General features: G+C 65.4%; 18 protein-coding genes, 1 tRNA gene and 1 pseudogene. 9 read left to right on the forward strand and 11 right to left on the reverse strand.

Annotation, left to right across the window (positions count from 1 at the left end; all coding sequences use genetic code 11):
* Positions 1-11: 11 nt before the first annotated feature.
* The gene (locus ACQR13_RS31950) at positions 12-1,136 is read right to left on the reverse strand and encodes an FAD-dependent oxidoreductase (RefSeq protein ID WP_316193707.1); all 1,125 of its coding nucleotides are present in this window, start codon (positions 1,134-1,136) and stop codon (positions 12-14) included.
* A gap of 81 nt (positions 1,137-1,217) precedes the next feature.
* Here ACQR13_RS31950 and ACQR13_RS31955 point away from each other — a divergent pair, with 81 nt between their 5' ends.
* Positions 1,218-1,889, forward strand: coding sequence for a TetR/AcrR family transcriptional regulator (locus ACQR13_RS31955; RefSeq protein WP_315754786.1), 672 nt, complete (start codon positions 1,218-1,220; stop codon positions 1,887-1,889).
* A 181-nt stretch (positions 1,890-2,070) separates the two neighbouring features.
* Here ACQR13_RS31955 and ACQR13_RS31960 read toward each other — a convergent pair whose 3' ends face one another.
* Complete coding sequence (locus ACQR13_RS31960) at positions 2,071-2,565, reverse strand: ferritin-like domain-containing protein (RefSeq protein WP_315737676.1); 495 nt, start codon at positions 2,563-2,565, stop codon at positions 2,071-2,073.
* Positions 2,566-2,768: 203 nt separating this feature from the next.
* Between ACQR13_RS31960 and ACQR13_RS31965 the strand changes: the two genes are divergently transcribed.
* Positions 2,769-4,625 carry an alkaline phosphatase family protein gene (locus ACQR13_RS31965; RefSeq protein ID WP_316165046.1) on the forward strand — a complete coding sequence of 619 codons (1,857 nt, stop codon included), beginning with the start codon at positions 2,769-2,771 and terminating at the stop codon, positions 4,623-4,625.
* A gap of 329 nt (positions 4,626-4,954) precedes the next feature.
* Here the strand turns inward: ACQR13_RS31965 and ACQR13_RS31970 are convergent, their stop codons facing one another.
* Both ACQR13_RS31970 and ACQR13_RS31975 read right to left on the reverse strand, forming a co-directional pair.
* A complete protein-coding gene (locus tag ACQR13_RS31970) occupies positions 4,955-5,683 on the reverse strand; it encodes a hypothetical protein (RefSeq protein ID WP_434863568.1) in 729 nt (242 codons plus the stop codon).
* A 196-nt stretch (positions 5,684-5,879) separates the two neighbouring features.
* Complete coding sequence (locus ACQR13_RS31975; RefSeq protein WP_315717695.1) at positions 5,880-6,449, reverse strand: hypothetical protein; 570 nt, start codon at positions 6,447-6,449, stop codon at positions 5,880-5,882.
* A 365-nt stretch (positions 6,450-6,814) separates the two neighbouring features.
* Here ACQR13_RS31975 and ACQR13_RS31980 point away from each other — a divergent pair, with 365 nt between their 5' ends.
* Positions 6,815-7,474, forward strand: a complete 660-nt coding sequence (locus tag ACQR13_RS31980) for a peroxiredoxin (RefSeq protein WP_315717694.1) — start codon at positions 6,815-6,817, stop codon at positions 7,472-7,474.
* 18 nt (positions 7,475-7,492) lie between these two features.
* Here ACQR13_RS31980 and ACQR13_RS31985 read toward each other — a convergent pair whose 3' ends face one another.
* The 5 genes from ACQR13_RS31985 to ACQR13_RS32005 all read right to left on the reverse strand — a co-directional run bounded on the left by ACQR13_RS31985 (position 7,493) and on the right by ACQR13_RS32005 (position 11,369).
* Positions 7,493-7,843 (reverse strand): type II toxin-antitoxin system RelE/ParE family toxin, encoded by a 351-nt coding sequence (locus ACQR13_RS31985; protein WP_315799207.1) that lies wholly within the window; start codon positions 7,841-7,843, stop codon positions 7,493-7,495.
* A gap of 29 nt (positions 7,844-7,872) precedes the next feature.
* A complete protein-coding gene (locus ACQR13_RS31990) occupies positions 7,873-8,157 on the reverse strand; it encodes a type II toxin-antitoxin system ParD family antitoxin (protein WP_316203028.1) in 285 nt (94 codons plus the stop codon).
* An 83-nt stretch (positions 8,158-8,240) separates the two neighbouring features.
* The gene (locus ACQR13_RS31995; RefSeq protein WP_315754333.1) at positions 8,241-8,642 is read right to left on the reverse strand and encodes a DUF2177 family protein; all 402 of its coding nucleotides are present in this window, start codon (positions 8,640-8,642) and stop codon (positions 8,241-8,243) included.
* Positions 8,643-8,714: 72 nt separating this feature from the next.
* Entirely contained in the window at positions 8,715-10,682 is a 1,968-nt protein-coding gene (locus ACQR13_RS32000; protein WP_316203029.1) for a DEAD/DEAH box helicase, read from the reverse strand.
* Between the two features lie 180 nt (positions 10,683-10,862).
* Complete coding sequence (locus ACQR13_RS32005; RefSeq protein ID WP_316175958.1) at positions 10,863-11,369, reverse strand: Spy/CpxP family protein refolding chaperone; 507 nt, start codon at positions 11,367-11,369, stop codon at positions 10,863-10,865.
* Between ACQR13_RS32005 and ACQR13_RS32010 the strand changes: the two genes are divergently transcribed.
* A complete protein-coding gene (locus ACQR13_RS32010; protein WP_316203030.1) occupies positions 11,368-11,991 on the forward strand; it encodes a hypothetical protein in 624 nt (207 codons plus the stop codon). The two genes, ACQR13_RS32005 and ACQR13_RS32010, sit on opposite strands and share 2 nt — an antisense overlap.
* A 542-nt stretch (positions 11,992-12,533) precedes the next feature.
* A pseudogene (locus ACQR13_RS32015) lies at positions 12,534-12,683 on the forward strand (C4-dicarboxylate ABC transporter permease); the annotation flags it as partial.
* A gap of 9 nt (positions 12,684-12,692) precedes the next feature.
* Here the strand turns inward: ACQR13_RS32015 and ACQR13_RS32020 are convergent.
* The gene (locus ACQR13_RS32020; RefSeq protein WP_315717688.1) at positions 12,693-14,396 is read right to left on the reverse strand and encodes a methyl-accepting chemotaxis protein; all 1,704 of its coding nucleotides are present in this window, start codon (positions 14,394-14,396) and stop codon (positions 12,693-12,695) included.
* A 126-nt stretch (positions 14,397-14,522) separates the two neighbouring features.
* Here ACQR13_RS32020 and ACQR13_RS32025 point away from each other — a divergent pair, with 126 nt between their 5' ends.
* Both ACQR13_RS32025 and ACQR13_RS32030 read left to right on the forward strand, forming a co-directional pair.
* On the forward strand, positions 14,523-15,968 hold the full coding sequence (locus tag ACQR13_RS32025) for a cryptochrome/photolyase family protein (RefSeq protein WP_316203031.1): 1,446 nt from the start codon (positions 14,523-14,525) through the stop codon (positions 15,966-15,968).
* Between the two features lie 72 nt (positions 15,969-16,040).
* Positions 16,041-16,334: a histone gene (locus ACQR13_RS32030; RefSeq protein WP_315737661.1), complete on the forward strand. Its 294-nt coding sequence runs from the start codon at positions 16,041-16,043 to the stop codon at positions 16,332-16,334.
* Between the two features lie 249 nt (positions 16,335-16,583).
* Here the strand turns inward: ACQR13_RS32030 and ACQR13_RS32035 are convergent, their stop codons facing one another.
* On the reverse strand, positions 16,584-17,027 hold the full coding sequence (locus tag ACQR13_RS32035; protein ID WP_316165043.1) for a hypothetical protein: 444 nt from the start codon (positions 17,025-17,027) through the stop codon (positions 16,584-16,586).
* Between the two features lie 221 nt (positions 17,028-17,248).
* Between ACQR13_RS32035 and ACQR13_RS32040 the strand changes: the two genes are divergently transcribed.
* Together ACQR13_RS32040 and ACQR13_RS32045 are read left to right on the forward strand one after the other, a co-directional pair.
* Positions 17,249-17,509, forward strand: coding sequence for a hypothetical protein (locus ACQR13_RS32040; RefSeq protein WP_315717684.1), 261 nt, complete (start codon positions 17,249-17,251; stop codon positions 17,507-17,509).
* Between the two features lie 116 nt (positions 17,510-17,625).
* Positions 17,626-17,702 (forward strand) — tRNA-Arg (locus tag ACQR13_RS32045).
* The last annotated feature ends 267 nt before the right edge of the window (positions 17,703-17,969 follow it).

Raw genomic sequence — 17,969 nt, forward strand, 5'->3', positions numbered from 1 at the left:
TGTGGGAGCCCCTACCGCTCCAGGGCTCCGTTGAAGAAGTCGACGAGCCCGAATGGCGCGCTGTCGCCGAGGCAGAGTTTGAGGATCATGTGCGCGCCCGCGGCCGCCGATTCGCTGCGCGGGAATAACGCCTCTTCGTAGACGGTGAGTGCCGCTTCGATGTCGCCGGGGTGGGCGGCAATTGCCTTGCCGAGCTCGGCGCCGTCGAACATCGCCAGGTTCGCGCCCTCGCCCGCCGGCGGCGCCAGGTGCGCGGCATCACCGAGAAGCGTCACTCCGGGCACACGGTCCCATCGATGATCGTTCGGAAGCGTGTGGATCATACGCGGGACCGGCGGGGTTTCGCCGTCGGTGATCAGCGCGGTGAGCGCGGGCGCCCATCCGTCGAACTCGGCCGCGATCCGGGCGGTCGCAGCGGCAGCGTCCGTGAAGTCGATGCCCGCGATCCACGCGGCGGAGCGGTTCAGCGCGACGTAGGCGTGAAGAACGCTTCGCGTCTCACGGTGGGCGAAGATCCCCTGTCCCGGAGCGAGCGCGAACAATGCGCCGCCGCCGACCGCCTCGGCCGCCGCGGTGTGCCGCTCGTCGGCGTCATGCAGGTAGGTCTCAATGAACGTCGTGCCGACATATTCCGGCTTGGCGGCCGACAACAGCGGCCGAACCTTCGACCAGGCGCCGTCGGCGCCGACCAGGAGGCTCGTGACCACGCTCGACCCGTCCGCGAATCTCAGTTCATGCCTGTGGTCGCCGAGGCGCACGACGCCGGTCAGCTTCTTGCCCCACTGGATCGTCTCAGCTGGCAAGGACTCGAGAAGAATCCGCCGCAGATCACCCCGCAACACCTCAGGGCGTCGACCGTCATCGGCCTGTGCGAGCAGCACCGTGCCATGCGGGTCGAGCACGCGCGAAGCCGCGCCACCGTCATGGATGATCGCACGGAACGCGTCGATGAGGCCGGCGTCTGCGAGGGCACGTTGTCCGTCGTGCTCGTGAATATCGAGCTGGCCGCCTTGCGTCCGAGCTTCCGCGGACGGCTCCGCCTCATAGATCGTCGCCGGGACGCCGTGGACATGGAGGACGCGTGCGAGCGTGAGGCCACCGAGGCCCGCACCGACGATCGTGACGGGTGTCGTCATCATCTGCCTTTCAACCGGCCTGGAACACCGTTCCATGAAAGTTGATTGGAACAACGTTCCAATCATGTCAAGATGATGGTCATGGCGACCAGATCAATACGGACGGAACGGCGCGCGGACGCGCTCTCGAAGGAGAAGATCGTCGAGGCGGCGATCGAGATCCTGGACGCCGGCGGCGAAAGCGCTCTGACCTTCCGCGCGCTCGCGGCTCGGCTGGCAACCGGGAGCGGGGCGATCTACTGGCACGTCGCCAACAAGAGCGACTTGCTCGCAGCGGCCACCGATGACGTCATTGCCCGCGTCATGACCGGTGTCGGCGGCGATGCCGAGCCGCGACAGGCAATCCGTGCCGTTGCGCTCGGGGTGTTCGATGCGATCGACGCCCACCCGTGGGTCGGCGCCCAGCTTTTCCGTGAACCGTGGCGGCCCGCGATGCTGCAGATCGTCGAAAGCGTCGGCGGACGGCTCCAGACGCTCGGTGTCCCCGAAAGAGCCCTGTTCGATGCCGCGTCTGCGCTCGTGAACTACATCCTCGGCGTGGCCGGGCAGAACGCCGCGAACGCCCGCCTGCTGCCGCGCGAGACAGACCGCGCGGCGTTCCTCGGATCGGTCGCCGCGCAATGGGCGCAGCTCGATTCCGCGGAGTACCCGTTCGCCCATCGCGTGGCGACGGACCTGCGCGAGCACGACGACCGCGAGCAGTTTCTTGCCGGCATCGACCTCATCCTGGCCGGGATCGGGACCATCCGATAGGCAGCGACCGACCTGCAGCCCCTGCTTCGTCAGAACGCAGGGAAAGACGCAACCGGCAGGAGAACATCGAGGTCGGCACCTTGGCAGGCTCCAACCAGCCTCCAAAGGTGCGACTCGTGACGACGCCGCCGGCGCTGGTGGCACGCCGGCGGCGGCGTTGTGGTCACGATCGACCTGACGATCAGGCCGCAGCTTCGTAGTTGACCGCGGTCTCAGCGATCTTGGTCAGCGTCTCGTCGGTCTTCCGCTCTTCATTCAGCGTCTGGTCGAGCAGCTTGGCGGCTTTCGGCAGGTTGAGCTTGAGGGCCCAGGCCTTCAGGGTGCCATAGCGCGACATCTCGTAGTGCTCGACCGCCTGCGCTGCAGCAAGAAGGCCGGCGTCGAGCGCCTGTGTCCCCTTGTACTCGTCCATGATCTCCTTGCCCTCGTCGATGATGCCCTCGATCGCATCGCACTTCTTGCCGCGGGCGGGCTTGCCGATCAGCTCGAAAATCTGCTCGAGCCGCTCGATCTGGCCTTCGGTCTCGTCGTGGTGCTTCTCGAACGCCGCCGCCAGCTTCTCCGACTGCGCCGCCTTGGCCATTTTCGGCAGCGTCTTCAGGATCTGCTTCTCGGCGTAGTAGATGTCCTTGAGGGTATCGAGGAAGAGCTCGTTGAGGTCTTTGTCGGCAGGCATGGTGTGCTCCTGTTGATTGTGAGCCGACAACCAGAAAGCCATACCCTAGTTCCTGCCACCGACGAGCCCGCCGCAAGAAATCCTGTCCTGAGCGCTGCCGGCGGCCTCCGAGCCTCTTGTAACAAAACTGTCACCCGGCAAAACTAAAGCTCTTCCCTGCGGCGAGACGCCGCGATTCCGCCGAATGCCTTCAGGAGTTTTCAATGCGCCGCCCGCTCGTGCTGCTGTGCGCCGGACTGACCTTGCTGTCGTCCGGAGCCGCATTTGCGCAGAACGCCACCCCCCATAATCTCATCCTGTTCATTCCCGACGGCCTGCGTGCGCTCAAGGTGACGCCGGAGACCGCCCCGGCCATGGCCGCCGTCCGCGACAAGGGCGTCAACTTCAAGAATTCGCACTCGCTGTTTCCGACCTTCACGATGGCCAACGGCTCGGCCATGGCGACCGGCCACTATCTCGGCGACACCGGCACATTCTCGAACACGATCTTCACGGGCTACACCTCGGCGCCGGCCGGCGATACCGTCGTGCCCTTCATCGAGAACGACGCCGTGCTCGGCGACATCGACGAGCATTTCAACGGCGACTACCTCAACGAGGACACGATCCTGAAGCTTGCCCGCAAGGCCGGTTATTCGACCGCCGCGATCGGCAAGCTCGGCCCGACCTATCTGTTCGACCACACCGGCTGCCCTTGCAAGCCCGGCGCGACCTCCTCGATCGTGATCGACGACTCCACCGGCAACAAGAATGGCGTGCCGGTGACCGACGAGGTCAAGGACGCCATGACCAAGGCCGGCCTGCCGCTGGCGACGCCGTCGCGCGGCGACAACGGAAAGGCGGGCGACGCCAAGACGCCGGGCACGACCTCGGCCAACGTCGCGCAGCAGGCCTACATGGTCGACGTCGCCACCAAGGCGGTACTGCCGATGTTCAAGGCCCGCAACAAGCCGTTCGTTCTGGTGTTCTGGTCGCGCGACCCGGACGGCAGCCAGCACAATCACGGCGACAGCCTCAACACCATCACGCCGGGCATCAACGGCCCGACCTCGATGGCCGGCATCAGGAATGCCGACGACAATCTGGCGGCGCTGCGCAAGGCGCTCGACGATCTCGGGCTTGCCGCCTCGACCAACATCATGGTCCAGGCCGACCACGGCTTCTCGACCATCTCCAAGGAGAGCAAGACGAGCCCGTCGGCCAAGGTCGGCTACGACGACACGCCGAAGGATTTCCTGCCGATGGGCTTCCTGGCGATCGACCTCGCCAAGGCGCTCGATCTGCCGCTGTTCGATCCCAACGACAAGAACGCGGCCGTATCTGAGGGCAAGCACCCGAAGGCCGGCAACGGCGTGCTCGGCAAGGATCCTGCCAAGCCCGACCTCGTCGTCGCCACCAATGGCGGCTCCGACCTGATCTATCTGCCCAACAACGACAGGAAGCTCGCCCGCCGCACCGTCAAGGCGCTGCTGGCGCAGGACTACGTCTCCGGCATCTTCGTCGACGACAAGCTCGGCGAGATTCCCGGCACGCTGCCGCTGTCGCGGATCAACCTGCAGGGCAAGGCGGTGACGCCGCACCCGGCGATCGTGGTCAATTTCCGCTCCTACGTCGCGCCGGACTGCGACCAGCCGTCCAACTGCCAGGTCGAGGTCGCCGACACCGTGCTGCGCCAGGGCCAGGGCATGCATGGCTCGTTCGGCCGCGGCGACACCTACAACTTCATGGCGGCCATCGGACCCGACTTCAAGGCCGGCTTCGTCGATCCCCTGCCCGTCAGCAATGCCGATGTCGGCATCACCGCGGCGAAGCTGCTCGACCTCAAGGTCGCCCCGAAGGGCAAGCTGATCGGCCGCATCATGACCGAGGCGATGCCGAACGGCACAACGCCCAAGGCGACGTCGGACGTCATCAAGTCGGACCCGGCCGCCGGCGGCCTGCGGACCGTGCTGAAGCTGCAGCGCGTCGGCACCCAGCGCTATTTCGACGTCGCCGGCTTCCCCGGCCGCACCGTGGGCCTGGACGAGGAAGCGCCGAAGCAGAAGGCGGCGGCGAAGTAGTCAGGCGTTGCGACGCCCGTCCAAGACCAAAAGACTTAGTGCCCCGTGAAAGCGGGGCATTCTTGTTTGCTAGGTCAAAGGCTCCTTCCGCCTTGCAAATTCGCATTGGCACTAGACGACCGTTTCCAAAGTCCTGGCCATATTGATATGGACGTGCAGACCCCCGCTGTCATCGTCCGCGAAGGCGGACGATCCAGTACGCCGTGACGTCTCGGTTCAATATCTTCTGCCGCGGACTACTGGATGCTCCGCCTTCGCGGAGCATGACAGCCGTGGAGACGGCGAGAGCTCAACCCAGCAACCACCGTCGGTTCTAAGGAAACACTCGTCTAGCCAGACGCACGGACAGCTATCGTGGTCCGCATGCGCTGCAGTCTGAGCGCAACGAACGAGAAGCCGATCATCAGTCCCGCTGCGAGCGCGCCGGCCGCAGCAAATAGGAAGTACTCCGGAATCATGAGCATCTCGATTGCATAATCATAGTGCTGGCGACTCGCAGTTGCCGTGATGATGTCCCATTCGCGATGCACGGCCGCGACAAAGCTGCCGAGATAGCCGCCCGCGGCCTCGGTCCAGACAAACGCGATCGTGTTGAGCCGATAGAGCCACGCCAGACAAATGGCGACAGACATGATCGCAATCACGATCGCGATGTAGGGCTGCCATTCGAACCCGGATGTCCACTCGAGCATGAGGTATGTCGCCAGGGCAGCAGCAGCGAGCGACAGCAACATTAGCACCACCGAGTGCAAACTCCGCAAACGATCGATGAGACCTCGATCGTTCGAGGTCTGTAAGCCCCAGCGCGCCAGAATAAGCCTCACCTGTGCGGCGCAAATCCCTCCTAAGATTTCCAGCACAAGATCGCCAGAGAACGCGAAGTCCCGCGCGACCGCGAACCAGGCTCCCTTGAGATTCCACAACAGCCATAGTTGGAACAGGATCGGCGCGAACGCGCTCAGGAGCACCCGCGGAACGTAACGCCTGTTCCAGATGTAGGGCAGCGCACATACGAAGCCAAAAAGCCAAGCTTCGAGGCTTCGGATCACGATCTCCACGATATCCCCCGATCTGCGCAATCACGGCAGGTGCACCGGCGCCAGCGGAGTATTTCAATGCCACCGGTCCGCCTCGTCAAGCAGCGGGTCTGCGCCTACAGGAGCCGACGCACGCCACGCATACGCCGAAAAGAAAAGAGCGCGATGATGTCATCGCGCTCCTCGAACTCGGTCTCGTGGATGAGGCGTGCTGCGCTTACATCCCGATGTCGATCATCGACGGCAGTTGCGCCAGCGGCAGCACGGTGACGCCGACGAGCGTCGCGACCATGGCTCTCAGGACGCGGTTGCCCTGGCGCTTGCCGCGCATCTGCTTGGCGACCCATTCCAGCACGTCGGTGCGGACGCCGCGCGCATTGGCCGGCGCCCAGCTCGCGATGTCGGTCTCGGCGGCCAGCGCGACGCTGCGCGGCGGCACCGGCAGGCCGGATGCGGAGGCGGTGTGATGCGCAATCGCCTTGGCGAGCAGGTCCTCGAACCGGCCGTTATCGTTGCGTTCGGTCGCGGCCTGGTCGATCGCGAACAGGGCCTCGGCTTCGGCACGGCTCACCGGGGCATCGTTCACCGCAGCGGCGGTGAGGATGCGCACGCACCAGGCGACGTCGTCGGCATCGAGCACCCGGGAGAAATGCACGCGTCCCGCGGTGGTCGGACCCTCACCGGTGATCACGCCGTCGCGCACGATGCCGAGCGCGAAAGCCGCGGTCTCACAGGAGGACGGTTCGAGACCATCGATGCCGATGGTTTTTGGTGCAGAGGTAGCCATGTTCTCTTCTCAGTTGCTGTGTTGACCCACCTTGTCGGCGCGCGTCTGAACGAGTGGTTAACGGTTCGAAACGCTGCTGTGGGTTTTTGTATCGGTTGCCGATTTGCCGCAGTGACCTCGATCACGGTTCAATGCCGAGGGCCGTCAGGGGGCGGCGTGTTGCGACCGCCAGATGGCGAAATCTGGGCAACCGGTCGTCTCACGGATGTTTCGTCGCAGCCCGGGAACTCAAAAGAAGTTGTTGGCTCCGTGAGTTCCAGAGAAATCTTTTTCTCTTTCTCGTGAGACAGTTCCCTTGAGGAGCAGTATTTCCTATAGTGTTTAGAAGAATTTATTTCCGCCACTGCAATGAATTGAGGACTGCCATGGCTCTCCAGATCGGCTCCACTGCCCCGGACTTCGAGGCGCAAACCACCGAAGGCAAGATCAAATTCCACGACTGGATCGGCGACAGCTGGGCCCTCTTGTTCTCGCATCCGAAGGATTTCACCCCGGTCTGCACCACCGAGCTCGGCGCGCTGGCGCGGCTGAAACCGGAGTTCGACAAGCGCGGCGTCAAGCTGATGGGCCTGTCGGTCGACCCGGTGGAGAACCACGCCAAGTGGTCCGAGGACATTCGCGAGACGCAGGGTGCCGCGCCGAACTACCCGATGATCGGCGACACCGACTACAACGTCTCCAAGCTCTACGACATGCTGCCGGCGGCGATCTCCGGGGATCCGTCCAAGCGCAGCGCGGCCGACAACCAGACCGTCCGCAACGTCTTCATCATCGGGCCCGACAAGAAGATCAAGCTGATCCTGGTCTACCCGATGACCACTGGGCGCAACTTCCAGGAAATTCTCCGCGTCATCGACTCGCTGCAGCTCACCTCCAAGCACCGCGTTGCCACCCCCGCCGACTGGAAGCAGGGTGAGGACGTCATCATCGCCGGCTCGGTGTCCGACGACGAGGCCAAGACGATCTATCCGAATGGCTGGAAGGCGCCGAAGCCGTATCTGCGTGTGGTGCCGCAGCCGAAGTGAGTGCTCGAGCGGCCAAGTTCATTCGCCCTTCTCGGATGGGAAGGGCGAATGCCGCCGCAGGTCCATACGGTCATGCAGGATGCGGCCGATCTCGATGATCCCACGGCCACCCACGCGGTAGAGCAGCAGATGGCGCCCAGCGCGGCCGTGTCGTGCGACATGAAGTGTGCGAACGCCGTGCATGATCTCATCTCGAGCCCTGGATCCCGCAACATCGGGACCATACGCTAGTTCTCCGATCGCGCGCAGCAGCGTGTCCCGGTACACTTCGGCCTGACGGCGACCGAAGTTCTCTACCGTCCATTTCAGGATATTCGCGAAGTCGAGCTCTGCGACGGCACTGAGACGAACTCTCCACGTCTCCTCCATCGTCAGATGCTCCCGTGCGGGCGCGGCGATCAATCGGCGCGGCTGATAAGCCTGTCCGAGAGGCCGTTGAGATAGGCTTCAAGCTCGTCCATGCTGGTGAACTCCTTGAACTCGCCGCGATCGAGCGCAGAAAAACCGGCCTGCGCGGCCTCACGCAGGCCGTTCAGCCGTGCAGCATCTTCGGCCTCGCGCTGCTCGATCAAACGCAGCCCATCGCGCAGCACCTCAGTCGCGTTCTGGTACCGGCCGGACTCCACCAGACCTTGGATGATCTTTTCCTGATCGTCCGTCAGAACGACGTTTCGTACCGCCATCGCAAGGCCCATCGCGTGAGTTATAGGCTCACTATGCCACGGGCGACGGCTCCTGTCGCCAGCCTTCCAGGCCCAGGAACGTGCTAGCCCCGTGGCGTCGCCCAGTCCGCGATCAGCAGCCCGAGCGTCGCCGACACCGCAGTGACGAACACGCCCCAGCCGATGTCGACCGCCACGACCGCCCAGGTCCACTGCTTGAGCATCGCCAGCGACGTCAGCTCGAAGGTCGCGTAGCAGAACAGCCCGAACAGTGCGCCGTAGAGCAAGGTCGAGCGCCACGTCGCATCGGCCGTCCCGCTGACGAAGATCAACACCCCCACGACATAGAGCAGATAGAACAGCACCGCCGGCACGGGGCGGATCTCGCCCAGCATCTCGCCGACCTGCGACTGGAAGAAGCCCCTGGCGACGATGCTCAGGAACGGGATGTCGAAGCCGAGCAGCACGGCCAGTGTCGCGAAATACAGAACGGCGTACCGGCTCATGCGCGGCTCCTCCCTGGTGGTTCACCTGCCGATGACGCGGAGCGACGGCAGCCCCCGCCCGGGCCGGGCCGATCAGCCGCGGCGCTTGGCCTTGGCCTTCTTTCCACCCGGCGCCTTCGCCCGCGAGGGTCTGTCTGAATACGTCTGTCCGCCGTGGCTGGACTTGTCGCGATGCTGCTTTTTGTTCGCGAACGCCAGCTGTTGGCCAGGTTTCGCCGGCCCCTCGCGATGCGGCTTGCCACGCGGCTTGGCGTCCCTGCCCCCGCGCGGCTCATCGCGCTGCAACGGATGGTAGGCCGTCTCGTCCGCCTCGCGCCGCGGCGGCCGCTTGTCGGCGCGCGGCTTGTCCGGCGACGCCTGCCCCGAGGGCACGCCCGCCAGCGGCTCGATCCGGATATTGTCCTCCTTGTCGGGACGGCGGATGTTCGCAGTGAAAGCATCGGCGACGCGCGCGGCGATCTCGAACTCGGTCGTCGTGTCCTGGATCTTGATGGCGCCGATGTCGTGCTTGTCGATGCCGCCGCGGCGGCAGATCATCGGCAGCAGCCAGCGCGCTTCCGCATTCTTCCTGCGCCCGATCGCCGCCCGGAACCAGACGCTCGGCTCGCCCATGCCGTGGCGCGCCGACGGCTTTCCTGTCTTCGTTCGGGGCGACGGCGGCCGCTCCTCGCCGCGCGCCGGCCTGGCGGTGTCGCGACCGCGATCCTCCCGCGCACGGCCGCGATCCTGGCCCGGATCCAGAATGTCCTCGGGCGACGGCAGCCGCGCGCGATAGAGCCGCGCCAATGCGGCGGCGATGTCCTCGGCCGACCGCTCCGCCAGCAGCGCCTGCGCGAGCGCCAGATCCTCCGCCGTCGTCTCCTCGGTGAACACCTGGTCGTGCAGCATGCGCTCCTGATCGAGCTTGCGGATCTCATCAGCCTGCGGCGCCGCGCCCCACGCGGCCTCGATGCCGGCGAGGTTCAGCAGCGTTTCCGCCCGCCGCCGCCGCGCCGGCGGCACCAGCAGCACGCTGACGCCCTTGCGGCCGGCGCGGCCGGTGCGGCCCGAGCGATGCTGCATCACCTCGGGATCGTTCGGCAGCTCGGCATGGACCACGAGGTCGAGCTTGGCGAGATCGATGCCGCGTGCTGCGACGTCGGTTGCCACGCACACCCGCGCGCGCCCGTCGCGCAGCGACTGCAGCGCCGTGGTCCGCTCGTTCTGGGTCAGCTCACCCGACAGCGCGACGACGGAAAAGCCGCGTTCCAGCAACGCCGCCTGCAGATGGCGCACCTTCTCGCGGGTGTTGCAGAATACGATCGCGCTCGGCGACTCGTAGAAGCGCAGCACGTTGACGACCGCGTGCTCGACATCGTCGGCGGCGATGCGGATGGCGCGGTACTCGATGTCGGCATGCCCGCCTTCGTCGCCCTCGACCTCGATCCGGAACGCGTCGTCCTGATACTGCTTCGCCAGCGCCACGATGCCGCGCGGGAAGGTCGCCGAGAACAGCAGGGTCCGGCGCGTTTCCGGCGTGGTCTCGAGAATGAACTCGAGGTCCTCGCGAAAGCCGAGATTGAGCATCTCGTCGGCCTCGTCGAGGACCACGGCCTTCAATTCCGAGATGTCGAGACGCCCGCGCCGGAGATGGTCGCACAGCCGCCCGGGCGTGCCGACCACGATATGGGCGCCCGCCTCGAGCTCGCGCTGCTCGCGGCGCGGATCCATGCCGCCGACGCAGGAGACGACGCGCGCGCCGGCGTGCTGATAGAGCCATGCGAGCTCGCGCTGCACCTGCAAGGCAAGCTCGCGCGTCGGCGCCACGATCAGCGCCAGCGGCGCGGTCGCCCGCGCAAACCGCTCGGCCTCGCCGAGCAGGTTCTTCGCAAGCGCCAGCCCATAGGCCACGGTCTTGCCCGAGCCGGTCTGCGCCGAAACCAACAGGTCACGGTCGACGGCGTCATGTGCAAGCACGGCGAGCTGTACGGGCGTCGGAGTCTCATAATTGCGCTCGGCCAGGGCGCGGGCGAGCGGCGGATTCGTCGTGGGAAAGGACAAGTGACGGGAAACCTCGTTTCGATCCGGCTGCTTTACGCCATGCCGCGCCGGAACACGAGGGCCGTGAACGGTCAAATGCCGTCCTGCTCAGTGCGCCCAGCCCGCCCGGACGACACCGATGGTCGACGGCCGCGCGGCCGGGAAGGCGAGACGCGCGGCCACTGCCGCGCCAGGTCTCGGCTACTCGTCGCTCCACGGCCAATGCCAGTGATGCCAGCCCCAGTTACGCGGACCGCTGGCGTCCATGGCCGCCTTCTGCTTGTCATCGAGCGAGTCGTACAGCGCCTGAAACGCCGGGCGGACGATCTTGATCGCCTGCTGCATCGTGTCGAGGCGCTGCTCCGCCAGTGCGAGGCGGTCGGTCGCCTTGACCGGCGGCGTCGCCGGGCAGTCCTTCGTGATCAGCTCCGCGGCCTTGGCCGATGCCGCCTTGAGATCATCGAGCCGCGCCCGCTGCGTGTCGTTCGGCTTGATGGCGGCCTCGATCTGCGACATCCGCCATTCGGCAAATCCGGCCATGCGGGGATTGCACAGGAAGCCGAAGCCCCGACCGCCCATCATCCCCGGCCCCATCATCATCCCGGGGCCCCACCCTGGTCCGCCCGCGCCCGGCTGGGCAACGCCCGGTGCGGCGGTGACGGTCACGATTGCGGCCGCGAAGACCAGCGCGCGTGGATCTAATCGCATGGCAGAACTCCTTGACGTGGCACCGATGAGTTTGCGCAAACTAAGCGCGCGGCGAGCTTTCGTGCTTGAGCAAGATCAACGGATCACTGCAGAGCCATGGCGAATTGAGGAGATGACAACGATACGCAGCTATCGCTGGATATGGACATCGGCGGTCGCATCGGGCTGCGGGACGCTGGCGCATATCGGCCTGATGGAGCTCAAGAGCCGGCTTCACCTGTTGCCGCAGTTCGATCCCGCCACGGCGCTTCTCGACACGCTCTCGCCCCTGTTCGCCGGAGCGATGCATGATGGGGCGCCGCTGTGGTTGCTCTCGCAGCTCAACGGAGCCTTCCTGATCGGCCTGCTGTTCGGGCGCTTCTTCCACCGCCTGCCCGGCGGCAGCGGTGTCGCCAAAGGCTTCCTGCTCGGGCTCGCCGGCTGGTTGCTGCTCGGAATCGGGTTGTTTCCCGCCATCGGCCTTGGACCGTTCGCAACGTCGCTCGGCCTGGGCGCCGGCCCGGCGCTGTTTTCGCTGGCGATGGTCGAGGCGTATAGCGTCGTGCTGGGCGCCGTGTATGCGGCCCTGCAGAGACCGGATCAGAAGATCGAGCCTGGCCGCGGAGACAGCAATCACACCTGACCGCCGCCGGGAGGTCGTCCGGCCAATTTCGAAAAGGCCGAATTTTTCTCTTTCGTTTTCTCGTAAATCGTGTATGATCCGCGTCGTCCTGCCCCATGCAGAGGGACGTACGCGTCGTCACGAACGTCGGTGCGGGATGCGGTGGCCGCGAACCATGCCGGACGCGCGTTTCGCGCAGACGACCGGCATGATCGCGGACGTGAAGTCGCAGCGTCCTGACACCCCGAAGCTGGTGTCACGTTCGCGACGGCGCTAGCGCGCCGCGCGGATCATGGTGGCCAACACGCCCGGCGCACCAGGGAGACTGCGTATAAGCGTGAAGACATCGCGCAGGGAATGCCGGTTGATCGGCTTTGCCTGTGGTACCTGCCGCCTGCATTTTTTTCGCAGGCGGGCCATGGGTGAGGCCTTCACCCGGCATTCCCTGCGCCCTCTCGTTTTGCAGAGGGTAAACAGGCCGCAGAACTCGGGCTGCTCATGCCGCGGGAATGCGAGGTCATGTCTTGAGACGCTTGCGCAGATCTCTGTTGTCGTCCCGGGCACTGTTCGTGATCCAGGGCCTGACGGAGGACGGTCTCGGCTACATCGCGCGCGTGACCGCCCCCTACCTCCTCATCATGATCGGCTTCGTGCTTCTGCTCACGCTGTTTCCGGGCATCGTGACCATCCTGCCACGATTGCTCTACGGGTGAGCAGCCGTGTCAGGCCGCGCGCATGCCGTCGAGGAACTTCTGCACCTCGGCCTTCAGCCGCAGGCTCTCGCCGGACAGCGCCTGGGCCGAGGCGAACATCCGGTTGGAGCTTTCGCCGGTCTCGCCTGCCCCGCGCGCCGCGCTGCGGATGTTCTCGACGACCTCTGCGGTGCCGGTTGCGGCCGAGCGGACGCTCTGGGTGATGTTCTGCGTAGCGGCGCGCTGCTGTTCGACGGCGGCGGAGATCGAGGCGGCGATCCCGTTGATGCGCTCGATGGTCGAGCCGATTGCCTTGATGGCGTCGACCGATTCCTGGGTCACGGTCTGCATGTTGGCGATCTGGCTGGAGATCTCCTCCGTCGCCTTGGCGGTCTGGCCGGCCAGGGTCTTGACCTCCTGAGCGACCACCGCGAAGCCGCGGCCGGCATCGCCAGCACGGGCGGCCTCGATGGTGGCGTTGAGCGCCAGCAGGTTGGTCTGCTCGGCGATCGAGGTGATCAGCTTGACGACGTCGCCGATGCGGTTGCCGGCGTCGGACAGCTCCTTGATGCGCTGGTCGGTCGCGGTCGCCTGGTTGACCGCCTCGGCGGCGATGGCGTTGGACTCCTGCACGCGGCGGATGATCTCGGCGATCGAGCCGGACAGCTCGTCCGAGGCAGCAGCCGCAGTGCGGACGTGCTCGGATGCGGTCTCCGACGCGCCGGCCGAGTGGCCGGACAGGTCGGCGGTGGTCCGCGCCGTCTGGGTGAGCTGGCGCGCCTCGCGCTCGAACTCGCCCGACGAGGTCAAGACGTTCTCGATGATGCCGCCGATGCTGGCCTGGAACGAATCGACGAAACGCTGCAGCTCGGCCTTGCGCTGCTCGACAGCCGCTGCGGCCGCAGCGGTCTGCTCCTCGCGCATTCGGCGCCGCTCGCTCGCGGCACTGCGGAACACGACAAGGCTGCGGGCGATTTCACCGATCTCGTCGCTGCGGTCATCGGACTTGATCGCAACGTCCTCGCGGCCCTCGGCGATGGCGGTGAGCGCGTCGGTCACCGCGGCGAGAGGCTTGGTGACGCGGCGAACCGCCAGCATGGTCAAGCCAAGCACCAGCAGCGCGGCGATCGCAGCGGCGACGACCATGGTCCGCATCGCCTGCGACAGCATGGCGTCGAGCTCGGCCATGGGCACGCCGACATAGAGAATGCCGATCACCTTTCCAGCCGGATTGGTGACAGGAAAATAAGCGGTCATGAACGACTTGCCGAACAGCGTCGCGGGGCCCTTGTAGGCCTCGCCGCGCCGCAGCAGCGCCTGCGCCGGATGATCCGCGGCAAGCTGGGTGCCCACGGCGCGGTCGCCATTCTCCTTCTTCACATTGGTCGAGCGGCGGACGAACTGGCCGCTGTCATCAACCACGAACAGCGTGGCGCTGCCGCCGACATAGGACACCGCGCGATCGACGATCGCGTGATCCTTGATCTCGGGAATCGCCGGAATCTCGATGCGCGTAACGACGCCGTTCTGCACGCTGACTTTCGCGTCGCCGAACGTTTCGGTGAACGTCAGCGCGAAGGTGCGCAGATTGCCTTCGATGTCGCGTTTGGCACGATCCGTGAAATCGGAGGACAGCGACCAGTACGCCGCGCCGACCACGAGAGCTGTGTTCAGGGCGATCACGACAACGGCGCCGATCAGCGCCTTGGTGCCGAGCTTCAATTTGACGGACACGAGATAAACCTTCCAGGGGAACTGCAACTGAATCTCAAACTGCCCGTAGTTGGTTTCAAAGCGGTTATTTTCCGGAGCGTAGAATACCGGAACTCTCGATAAAGACGGCAATAAGATACCCCGATCATGTCCTCCTCCCCCATCATCGTATGGTTTCGCGAGAGCCTGCGGCTGTCTGACCACCCCGCGTTGCATGAAGCAGCGAAGTCGGGCACTCGGATCGTTTGTAGTTACGTCCACGATCAGGAAAGCCCTGGGTTGCGTCCGCTCGGCGGCGCGGCGCGCTGGTGGCTCGCGCAATCGTTGCGTGCACTCCAGGCCGAACTACATGCGCTCGGCGCCGAGCTCGTGATCCGGCGCGGCTCCGCGGCCAAGGTGCTCGGCGAGCTGGCGCGCCAAACCAGGGCCAGCGCGGTGTATTGGAACGATGTCGCGCAGGCCGGCCCCCGCGCCGTGGCTGCCGGCGTCGAAGCAGCACTCGCCGAGATCGGCGTCTCTTCACGCGTGTTTCCCGATGACCTTCTGGTCGATCCGGCCGAGTTGCGCGGCAAGGATGGGCGCGGCCCGCGCGTGTTCACACCGTTCTGGAAGCGTGTGCTCACTCTGGGTGATCCGCCGAAGCCGCTGCCGCGGCCGGCCCGGCTGTCGCACGCCCCCGGCGGCGCAAGCTTGCCGATCGGTGAGCTCGCGCTCGAGCCGCGCAAGCCCGACTGGGCCGGCGGCCTGCGGGCGTCATGGCAAGCCGGCGAGCGCGCGGCACAGGCGCGCCTCGCCAGCTTTCTCGAAACGGCCGTGCAGACCTATGCCGCCGATCGCGACCGGCCCGACATCGAGGCGACCTCCCGCCTGTCGCCGCATCTGCGCTTCGGCGAGATCAGCCCGCGCCAGGTCTGGCATGCGGCGCGATTTGCCGCCGCCGCGCGTCCAGCTTCCGCCGCCGGCATCGACAAGTTCCTGAGTGAGCTCGGCTGGCGCGAGTTCAGCCGCCACCTGCTCTACAACAATCCCGACCTCGCAACCCGCAATCTGCAGCCGGCCTTCGATGCCTTTCCCTGGGCGCAGGATCATTCAGCGCTGCAGGCCTGGCAGCGCGGGCGAACCGGTTATCCGATCGTCGATGCCGGGATGCGCGAGCTCTGGCATACCGGGAGCATGCACAACCGCGTCCGTATGGTGGTCGCCTCGCTGCTCGTGAAGCACCTTCTGATCGACTGGCGGCTCGGCGAACAGTGGTTCTGGGACACGCTGGTCGACGCCGACCCGGGCAGCAATCCGGCAAGTTGGCAATGGGTTGCGGGATCGGGCGCCGACGCCGCGCCCTACTTCCGCGTCTTCAATCCCGTGCTGCAGGGCGAAAAATTCGATTCTCGCGGGACCTATGTCCGCCGCTGGGTGCCGGAGCTGGCGCGCCTGCCGGCCACGCTGATCCACCAGCCCTGGGCGGCGAAGCCGCTCGAGCTCGCCGAGGCCGGGGTTGAACTCGGCCGCACCTACCCGGCGCCGATCGTGGATCACAAGCCCGGGCGGGAGCGCGCGCTGGCAGCCTACGCGAGCTTGCGCACAAGTGATTAGTTGGGGTGCGCTTTGACAGCACAGAGAATCCAGCTATCGTCGCAGGGTTTCCAACAAATCGGGGGACCCGATATGGACGACACTCCACTCTCTGATCCGACCGTGACCGAGACCAGCATGCCCGCCGAGGCGCCGAAGGATCCGGTGATCACGACGGCACCTAAGGCCCGACGAGCGGCCAAGAAGACCGCGAAAAAGACCTCCAAGAAGGCTGCACCCAAGCGGGCCGCCGCCAAGGCCAAGAAGGTCGCGACCAAGAAGTCCGCCAAGAAGACCGTGAAGAAGGCGGCCAAGAAAGCTGCGAAGAAGACGGCCAAGAAGGCCACCAAGAAAGCGGCCAAGAAGACGAAGAAGGCCAAGCGCTGATTCTGCCTGGCTCGGGACCGAAGGCGACTCGTCACCTTCGCTGATGGTCTTGGCGAAACAATCCAGTGCCCGGTAGTGGGGACGATCTGGCGCTGGATTGTTTCGTTTGTCGCCGTGCGGTTGGGAGCCGGGACCTGGCATCCGCCGCGCGACGCAGCGACCGGCAATGCCGCGCGGACGCCGGGCCGGCTTGCGACCGGATTGCCGGCAGAGGTCTGCTTGGACAGAGATTCAGTGCGGGCGGTGCCGTCACCAGACGTCGGGACAGGGGTCGACGATCTTCCAGAGCTCGATGCCGTTCTTGATCCGCTTCATCTCGGTGGTGAGCCCGCCGTTGCGCCGGATCCAGTCCTTCACCGAATCGGGGTAATAGGACATCAGCTCGGACGTCCCCTCCACGCTGGTGACCTTGATGCCGAACGTGAATGCCTTGTCGTAATAGGCCTGGTGGAAGCCGAGGCTGGCCCTCGGCGTGACGCAGATCCTGTTGAGCGGCACGAAGCCGAAGACGAGCGTGCAGGCGGAATTGCAGATGCCGTCGATGATGACGCGCTGACGCGTTTCCCTGACGTGCCTGTACTTGGCCTTGTACTCTTCGATGTAGCCACCATGGTCACGCGTAATGTGCAAATCCGCACGCGCCGGGCTAGCGGCGACCAGCAGGAGCACGACGCTTGGGATCAGGCGATTCATGGATCGGACGGCAAACCCGGTCTTTTCTGGCGCTGTCGCGACAACGCCTCGGGCCCAATGCACGACGGCACTTGCCGGACCTTGTCATGATCTTCTTAAGCACGCGGAAAAGGCCAAAATTTTGACGGGTTATCGCCTTTTGCGCACCCTTTCCGCCACTTCCGCGTTAGGCTATCAGCCAGACGGCCGGCCTTGACGTCGTTTTCCGGAGAAGAAAAGTCATGAGCAAGCTCGCATCCCTCGCCGCCGCCTTGATCGTGTCAATTGCCGCCCTGGTGCCGGCCACGTCCGAGGCGCGCAGCCATCATCGGCATCATCGCCACCACTACGGGCTGCCCTACGCCATCAGCTTCCTGCACAATTATGGCCCCGGCCCGCTGCCCGGTAGCTTTGCGTTCTATGACGGTCCTTCCACCAACCACTGCTACCAGAGCTCGGCGGCCTATATCGGCCAGGACCGACGCCGGCATCCCTGCTTCTGACGCCATCCATGGACGCCCCGCCAGCTTCGGCGAACGACCGTTCATGTCCTGCGGAGGCTGGCCTTGGCCATCCAAGTCTGGTATCCCGGTGACGCGGGAGATTTGGCCCGCATCGCGCGCTCGTAGCTCAGCTGGATAGAGCATCGGATTTCGATTCCGAGGGTCGGGAGTTCGAATCTCTCCGAGCGCGCCAGGGCCGTCTTCGCCGACCATTGCCCCTCATCGCCGACGATCATCAACAGCGCAAATAAACGCTGTTGAGTCAGCACATTATCGCTTCGTGCACTCTCGCCTGCCATCGCCTCTCATCGCTGACCATCATTCGCCCTACCGCCCCTTCAGCTGTCCCTCGATTTGAGTTAGAATCTCCCCTTAAATTGGGATGACCTTGCCCCCAAGTTTTATCCAGATCTGAGTTCGTTCGGGCGGTTTGATGTGCCCATCCGGGCGGTCGTAGCGG

It is taken from the genome of Bradyrhizobium sp. HKCCYLRH3059 (assembly GCF_051168035.1).
Classification (GTDB): domain Bacteria; phylum Pseudomonadota; class Alphaproteobacteria; order Rhizobiales; family Xanthobacteraceae; genus Bradyrhizobium.

Coding starts and splice junctions, on each gene's coding strand:
- ACQR13_RS31950 (WP_316193707.1), bottom strand. CDS start 1,136: ATGACGACACCCGTCACGATCGTCGGTGCGGGCCTCGGTGGCCTCACG.
- ACQR13_RS31955 (WP_315754786.1), top strand. CDS start 1,218: ATGGCGACCAGATCAATACGGACGGAACGGCGCGCGGACGCGCTCTCG.
- ACQR13_RS31960 (WP_315737676.1), bottom strand. CDS start 2,565: ATGCCTGCCGACAAAGACCTCAACGAGCTCTTCCTCGATACCCTCAAG.
- ACQR13_RS31965 (WP_316165046.1), top strand. CDS start 2,769: ATGCGCCGCCCGCTCGTGCTGCTGTGCGCCGGACTGACCTTGCTGTCG.
- ACQR13_RS31975 (WP_315717695.1), bottom strand. CDS start 6,449: ATGGCTACCTCTGCACCAAAAACCATCGGCATCGATGGTCTCGAACCG.
- ACQR13_RS31980 (WP_315717694.1), top strand. CDS start 6,815: ATGGCTCTCCAGATCGGCTCCACTGCCCCGGACTTCGAGGCGCAAACC.
- ACQR13_RS31985 (WP_315799207.1), bottom strand. CDS start 7,843: ATGGAGGAGACGTGGAGAGTTCGTCTCAGTGCCGTCGCAGAGCTCGAC.
- ACQR13_RS31990 (WP_316203028.1), bottom strand. CDS start 8,157: ATGGCGGTACGAAACGTCGTTCTGACGGACGATCAGGAAAAGATCATC.
- ACQR13_RS31995 (WP_315754333.1), bottom strand. CDS start 8,642: ATGAGCCGGTACGCCGTTCTGTATTTCGCGACACTGGCCGTGCTGCTC.
- ACQR13_RS32010 (WP_316203030.1), top strand. CDS start 11,368: ATGGCAGAACTCCTTGACGTGGCACCGATGAGTTTGCGCAAACTAAGC.
- ACQR13_RS32005 (WP_316175958.1), bottom strand. CDS start 11,369: ATGCGATTAGATCCACGCGCGCTGGTCTTCGCGGCCGCAATCGTGACC.
- ACQR13_RS32025 (WP_316203031.1), top strand. CDS start 14,523: ATGTCCTCCTCCCCCATCATCGTATGGTTTCGCGAGAGCCTGCGGCTG.
- ACQR13_RS32030 (WP_315737661.1), top strand. CDS start 16,041: ATGGACGACACTCCACTCTCTGATCCGACCGTGACCGAGACCAGCATG.
- ACQR13_RS32035 (WP_316165043.1), bottom strand. CDS start 17,027: ATGAATCGCCTGATCCCAAGCGTCGTGCTCCTGCTGGTCGCCGCTAGC.
- ACQR13_RS32040 (WP_315717684.1), top strand. CDS start 17,249: ATGAGCAAGCTCGCATCCCTCGCCGCCGCCTTGATCGTGTCAATTGCC.